The 5508-nt window shown below is 62.1% G+C and carries 6 protein-coding genes; 3 read left to right on the top strand and 3 right to left on the bottom strand.

Going from position 1 to position 5508, the window contains the following annotated elements; translation table 11 throughout:
• From EZM81_RS18470 to EZM81_RS17720, 3 genes are all read left to right on the top strand, one after another.
• The coding region (locus EZM81_RS18470) for a hypothetical protein (protein ID WP_211195448.1) at positions 1–247 on the top strand (247 nt) is incomplete at its 5' end.
• Positions 244–1794, top strand: a complete 1551-nt coding sequence (locus EZM81_RS17725) for a hypothetical protein (protein ID WP_136646696.1) — start codon at positions 244–246, stop codon at positions 1792–1794. The genes EZM81_RS18470 and EZM81_RS17725, both read left to right, overlap by 4 nt.
• Positions 1791–4154, top strand: a complete 2364-nt coding sequence (locus tag EZM81_RS17720; protein ID WP_136646695.1) for a hypothetical protein — start codon at positions 1791–1793, stop codon at positions 4152–4154. The genes EZM81_RS17725 and EZM81_RS17720 overlap by 4 nt, the downstream gene beginning before the upstream one ends.
• Positions 4155–4331: 177 nt before the next feature.
• On the opposite strand, the gene EZM81_RS18705 is transcribed toward EZM81_RS17720, so the two are convergent.
• From EZM81_RS18705 to EZM81_RS17705, 3 genes are read right to left on the bottom strand one after another with little or no spacing between them, the layout of a single operon-like run.
• Positions 4332–4463: a hypothetical protein gene (locus EZM81_RS18705; protein WP_256371637.1), complete on the bottom strand. Its 132-nt coding sequence runs from the start codon at positions 4461–4463 to the stop codon at positions 4332–4334.
• A gap of 22 nt (positions 4464–4485) precedes the next feature.
• Positions 4486–4731: a hypothetical protein gene (locus tag EZM81_RS17710; RefSeq protein ID WP_371685774.1), complete on the bottom strand. Its 246-nt coding sequence runs from the start codon at positions 4729–4731 to the stop codon at positions 4486–4488.
• Complete coding sequence (locus tag EZM81_RS17705; protein WP_136646694.1) at positions 4728–5402, bottom strand: D-Ala-D-Ala carboxypeptidase family metallohydrolase; 675 nt, start codon at positions 5400–5402, stop codon at positions 4728–4730. Before EZM81_RS17705 ends, EZM81_RS17710 begins: the two co-directional genes overlap by 4 nt.
• Positions 5403–5508 lie beyond the last annotated feature (106 nt).

Genomic DNA, 5508 nt, shown 5'->3' with positions numbered 1-5508 from the left:
GAAGGCCGCAGGTTCAAATCCTGCCCCCGCAACCAAAATACTAAAACTTATCAGACGCTTAGAACCCGACGCAAACCGTCGGGCTTTTGGCGTTCCGCTCTACATCAACGCCACATCAACACGACACCAGAAAAACTGCACCAGCCCGGATAATCACGCAGTCGCAGGCAGCAGCAGGCAACTCGCAGTTGCGCGAGATGCCGGTTCCAGCCATCATCACCCTGTGGGTCTAAAGATGGTGGGTTGACGATGAAGGATTTTGGGCCGGGTTTCCCTGAATGGACTGAACTCGGCCAGGATGGCGGCCTCGATCCCCTTGGAATGCAGCGCCCCATCGAAGCGATCTATCAATCTTTGCTGCCCGGCATCAGCACCATCACGCTTCGCTTCAGGTATTACTCGTTCTTTGTCTGGATGCTTGAAGTCTATGCCAGAGAGCAAGGAAACACCGATCCCGTTGCCTTCCGGGCGTTCCAGCGACGTTGTGAGACCCTCTTTGCCCTTATTGCTGCGCGGGGTTCGACCGAATTGGGCGTTGCCGGGATAGATTGGGCGCAAAAGCAACTGGGCGACGTTCCGAACGATCCGGAGACGATCATCGACTTTTCTGTTGGGGCCGATCCGGACACGGACGTCGGCCAACGCTACTTGCGCAACAAGGGCGGCGCATTTGGCGGCATCTATGCTACCCAGATGTTCGAGATGGGCCTGATCACACTTGGCGATGATCGGAACCCGATTGCAGTCTGCACGAACCGCGCACTTCCATTGGCAGAGGCTTTCGCCGCGGAGATTGGCGAGCTCGGGACAGCATTCCTGCGCTGCGTGAAAGCCGCAACAGTGACGCTAGCCGATCTCGACCGGATGGCGCCGATGCAACCCTCCGAGATCGTGGCGGGCAGCGCCGAACATCAGCTGCTCGTCCAAGTGCTGCTTGGCCAGGTGACGCCATCAATCGCGCCCGACAAGCTGCGAAGATCCACCGCAATCATGCTTCTGCAACTCATTGGTGCGAAGAAGGAGGTGCCGCGCGCCGAGGCCGTGAAATGGGAATGGTTCGGTGCTGGCCATCCTGCTGCCGAACCCACTCCTGCCACCGAGGACGTTCGCGTCATGTGGGCGCTGTATCAGGCATGTGACCTCATGCGCCTTGCCTACGAGAACATCCTCGATCTTGCCTTGGACATTCTGCAAGAAGCGGAATTGCGGCGGATGCCGCTCGGTGAGGTGGTTGCGGAATTGGTGGCCCTTGTCGACGTTCCCCGTGGCATGACGTGGCGGGACTACTCCGCAAGCCTGCTTGAAGGCTTGGAACCGGCCATGGCGGCGAGGTTAGCTGACGAGCGCATGGTCGAGGCCCGGGCTTCGGGGGATCGGGTTACGCGAATGCAATCTGTCGTGGTGCTTGTCGCGGCGCTAGTCGAAAGGGCGACAGCCTTCGGCGAGTTGCTGGACAACGCGCTGAATGCGCCCGACCACTTCCAGTCGCTGCGGACGGAGGTCAGGTTTCTGCAGGCGAGGGCGCAAGAAAATGCCCAAACCCTTCTTGATGCCTTGGTTCGGGAACGTGTCCTGAAACGCCATCTCTGGGTGGCATCGCGCAAATTCCGCAATCAGAAAGCCTATACCTTCCTGATCGAGCCTGAGGAGGGATTGCTGCGGTACCGGGATCGTTTCCGGGTGTCGCCAAGCAGCCCGCGCTTGGATCAAGCCATGCGGTTTCTTCGGGACGTCAAGCTGATTGACGATGCAGGCCTGACCGACTTCGGCCGCGCGGAGCTTGATGCCGCATGAAGTACTTTGATGTGTTCGCCGAGAGCGGTTTTCACTCGGCGTTTCTGACAACTTACGCCTTTGGAGCGCAGGCATTCGAGGACGTGCCGTTCTCGCGGCTGCGGGGATCTGGCTGCCGGAACATCGTGATCCTTGCCGATCGGCAGATGGTCAACCAGAGCTTTGCCGAACTGGGCCCGGCGAAATTCGCAGGTAGCAGCTATCACCTTGTCAAGGCCGATGCGCCGGGTGCCTTCCACCCGAAGATCACGCTGCTCCTCGGGGCGAAGAAGGGCCGATTGCTGATTGGCTCGGCCAATCTGACCGCGCTCGGCCTCGGCGGAAACAGGGAACTGGTCGCCAGCCTCTCCTATGGCGAAGACGCGACGGGCGACGCCCACCATTTCGCTGCGACATTGAACTACATTCGCAGCAAGGTCCCCGCGGATGACCTTTGGTTTGCAACGGCAATGCAGCGGGCGCTTCGTTCGTCGCCATGGCTGCGCGAGGTGATGGAGACCCCTGTTCCAGAGAAAGATGCCGAGATTGAAGTCGCCCTGCTGCACGACCGTCCGGACGCGACCATCCTCGACCAGATCGCTGCCAGCGTGGGCGATGATCGGATAGAGCGGTTGATCGTCGTGTCGCCCTATTGGGACATGAAACTCGAAGGGCTGGCACGATTGAGGGCCATCATGGGCGATCCGCCGACGGATTTGCTGATCGACGCCGCTTCGACCTACTTCCCGAAATCCGAACTGCCGCGTTGCTCGGACATCGGGATCTTCAAGGTCGACACGTCCGACAGCAAGAGGTTTGTCCACGCCAAGCTCGTGATTGCACAAGGCCAGGCATGGGATCACGTGATCTCGGGCAGCATGAACTGTACCTTGCCCGCCTTGCTCGGCCCAACGATTGTTCGCGGCAACGCCGAAGCCGGGATCTACAAACGCGTTCCGCCGGGAACGGCCCTCGCTGCGCTTGGGCTGGAGAGCTACCGCGATGCGCCACTGCAGCCGACTGATCTCCACGACCTGGCCTCCGCCACGGCGAAAAGTCCATCGGGCGAGGCGTACACCGATGGCGGGACGATGACCTTGCAGTCCGGACGGTTTGTCTGGAAGCCGCCAGGCAGTTTTGTACCTGGCTCGGCTACGGCCATCACCCTGCAGGACCGGGAAGAGGTTCAGTTCGGCAATCGGATTGACCTCGTGCAAGGAGGCGACACGGCTTGGCGCTTGGACCTCGAAGCAGGACGTCCCAAGTCCGGCATCGTCCATTTTGCCGATGGCTACGCATCCGCGCCGGTCCAGGTCATTGATCTCGATGTCCTCGCCGTCCGAACGCTACCACCCGCGCAAGGTCGCAAGAAGTCGCTGACGGATATCCTTGCCGAGGCGATGAGCGAAGACCTGGTCCTGATCGAGACCCTGAACCAGCTCGAAGCGCTGGAGCTTGAGGAAACCGGTGCGACTGCCGATCCTGCACCGAAGGCCTTTTCCCCTCCCTCGGCTGCATCAACCGAGCAGGTCCATGCGATCCTGCCGTATGACGAATTCGTGCGGGCACGCAGCAATGCATTGGCGCAGGGAAGCCAGATTTCGGGCGGGTTCTTTGGTCGACACGACAGCCCGGCCAACACCCTGAGCGCGGCGCTCAACCGGATCATTGGCCTCGTCGGGCTGGACCTCGACGCTGATGAAGATCGAGAATTGAAGTCGATTGCGGCCATGGACTTCCGCATGACCGAACCTGCGGCACCGAGTGATGCCGCACCATCCGCACCCCAAGAAGAACCGACGAAACCGGCGAAGGCCACGAAGCAGGCAGTGGCCACCGCGAAGAAGATGAAAGAGGCAGTCGACGCCTTCGAGGCAAGATGCCGATTGCTGAGAGGCAAGCCGATCAGTACCGCGGAACTTGTGCGGCTTCGTGCGCTCCTCCAAATCCTGCTTTCCCATGCCCAACCGATCCGAGGGACTGCACTGCCAACTCAGATTCTGCCAATTCATACAAAGGACAGCTACGACTGGCCGCGGCTGGTCGGGCGATTGCTCAAGCAGCATTTCGGTACCGCTCGGGCGTTGCAGACTCTGCAGGTGGCGCAAGATGAGGGAGAGCAGAAGCGCGTGCTTGAATACCTCGCCATGGCAGACTGGGCGGCCAAGGCGGCAGCAACCGCAGCAGCCTCACATCCCAAGACGGCTGACCTGCGTGGGCCACTGGAAAGTCTGGCGAAAGCCCTCGCGGCACAGGTCGCTTCGATCATAGGCGCCATCGACGAGGACAGGAATTACTTCGATGACATCACCGCAAAGCTGGACGAACGATTTGCTGACCGCTTGGCGCTGAAGCCCGATACGCGCCTCGCTTATGCATGAGAGTGCACAATTGTGCGCATCGCCATGCGGGACAGGCATGGCCGCACCTGCCATCATCGACCAGCAGCGAATCCCTGCCACTCGTTGACAGCGTGAATGCATGAAACGGGCCGGGCGATGCGCCGTGGTCGAGGCATTTGGCACTTGCCTCGTGGTAGGCTTCGCCCGGCCCGGATTTCACCGGCATGTTCGCACTTGATCGCGCAACACGGCGTAGTCGCTGAGCATCCGGACGACGACGGCCCCTTCCGGCAAGGCTTCGACCTCGTCGGCCGCGCGCGCCTGCTCGGCGGCCGTGTAGTCAACCACGGGTGGGCAGGGTGCGCGGGTCTCAAAACCTGCCATCGAGCAGGCGCTCAGCCAGAGCGTCACGATCAGGAGGGCGGCGGGCGGCGGCGTCGAGCATCTGGCGGTGAATGGCATCGTTTCTCTCTCGGGCGTCAAGCCGTTCGGCGGCGCGCCCAGCGCGTTCACCGGTTCGGCGCAGGTTGAACAGAAACAGCAGGATCGCTGCTGCGGTGAGGATCAGGCCCAGCGCCTTGCGCGCCGGGCCTTGGTTGAGGAGCCAGCCGATCACCGCTGGCCCCGCTTCCAGTCATCAATCCGCGCATGGATCGTGACGGCGATGCCGATCAGGGCGATGGCGATCAGGACCCAGCGCAGCGTGTCGAGATATGGCACCAGCGGCTGGATGGTGGACTGGGTCTCGGCGAGAACGTCCTGTAGTACCTCGACCCCAGCTGCGCCGACCGTGGCGGCACCGGCCGCCCCGCCGCCACGGAGCGTGCGGCTTTCCGACAGCACTTCGCGCGCCAGTGGCAGTTCAGGTGCAAAAGGCACCGGCCGCGCCGAAAAGGGATCGCCCCAGGAGCGAGCAGGCCCAAGGTCGATGTGCATGAAGCCGGAGCGGGGATAATACCCGAACCCCAGGAAGCCAACCGCCCGCGCTGCTGCCTCGAAAGCTGCGGGATCATGGTTCGCCATGGCGATGTCGAAGGCCGTTCCCTGCATGTGCTTCGAGGCAGGGGCCCCGCCGACGGCGCGGTTGTGTTCGGGGCTGCGATAGGCAGAGCGGACGATCAGCGGCTTGCCCAACCGGTCGCGCAGGGCCTGCAGCTTGTCCATGGCTTCGGTGTTGATCTTGATCGCGCCGGTGCCGCGGCAGGCGATCTCGGCGGCCGAGAAATTCGGCCAGCGCCAGGCCTGCGCGGGAACGTCGCGCCAGTGGGGGTAGGTCAGGGTCGGCATCGGATCCTCCAAATGGAAAACCCGCCTCGGGGGCGGGGGATGTGGTCGTGGTGGTGCGGTCGCTTGCCTGTCAGTCGGATCGGCCGCGCTGGAAGGCGTCGAAGAG

This window comes from Tabrizicola sp. YIM 78059, assembly GCF_004959785.1.
Classification (GTDB): domain Bacteria; phylum Pseudomonadota; class Alphaproteobacteria; order Rhodobacterales; family Rhodobacteraceae; genus Tabrizicola; species Tabrizicola caldifontis.
The sequence above is the reverse complement of the archived record's forward strand: the minus strand, read 5'-3'. Positions and strand labels throughout refer to the sequence as shown.